This is a genomic window from Vibrio sp. 1249-1, assembly GCF_033340495.1.
Window position 1 is genome coordinate 1 of record NZ_JAWOWJ010000183.1, and the last position, 978, is coordinate 978.

General features: G+C 38.2%; 1 protein-coding gene. It reads right to left on the reverse strand.

Going from position 1 to position 978, the window contains the following annotated elements:
* Positions 1–346 precede the first annotated feature (346 nt).
* Complete coding sequence (grpE, locus tag R7Z50_RS25100; RefSeq protein WP_021034134.1) at positions 347–943, reverse strand: nucleotide exchange factor GrpE; 597 nt, start codon at positions 941–943, stop codon at positions 347–349.
* Between the last annotated feature and the right edge of the window lie 35 nt (positions 944–978).

Genomic DNA, 978 nt, shown 5'->3' on the forward strand with positions numbered 1-978 from the left:
TCGCAAATCATACACACCGAAGTTACAAAATAAAGTGATAATTTACATTTTTGTTAACGAAATTATTTTAGAAAAAATGACTATATTTACATTCCTATGCAGAATAAACATTCACACAGCGAATGATTACAATCACTTATAGTCCTTTCCGTTAATAAACACGCAGCGAGATGAGAGAAAATCTCCTATAGGAAAATAATTAACCAATAGGAAAAAATATGAAGGGGATCAAATTTTCATTTATCGATATACAACGAAGTTCGATGCAGTCATTTATGTTTAAAACAAAAAAGCGCCCATCAAAAATGATGGGCGCTTTTATATTTAAAAAAACAGGGAGTTAAAGTTACTTAGCAACCATTACCATTGCCGGACGAATCACACGACCGTTTAGTTCGTAACCTTTTTGCATAACAAACATAACAGTGTTTGATTCATGATCAGGGCTCTCCTGAATCGACATCGCTTGATGGAACTCTGGATTGAATGCTTCACCTTCAGGGTTGATTGCTTTCAAGCCAAATTTCGCGACAACGTCTACAAACGTTTTATGTGTTAGTTCAACGCCTTCTAGGAACGGCTTCACAGTTTCATTCTCTGTATCTGCCGCTTGAATTGCACGCTCTAGGTTATCAATAACAGGAAGCAGCTCTTCTGCAAACTTGTTCAACGCAAACTTACGTGCTTTATCGATCTCTTGCTCAGTGCGACGACGCATGTTTTCTACTTCAGCTTTAGAACGCAACACCGCATCTTGTTGCTCTTTTACTTTTGCCTCGCTAGACAATAGTGCCGCTTCTAGTTGAGCAATCTTAGCGTCTGTCTCATCACCAAGCTCTTCAAGCTCAGCTTCAACTTCTTGTGCTTCAGCTTCTACTTTTTCAGCCTCTTCGATGATTTGATCAAGCTCTTCTTCTGTAACTTTGTTTTCTTCGTTGCTCATGATATCTCCAGAATTCAACATAATGCCCTTAAAGC

Bases quoted from the DNA above. Each gene is read 5' to 3' on its own strand.
- grpE (WP_021034134.1), bottom strand. From the start codon at position 943: ATGAGCAACGAAGAAAACAAAGTTACAGAAGAAGAGCTTGATCAAATC.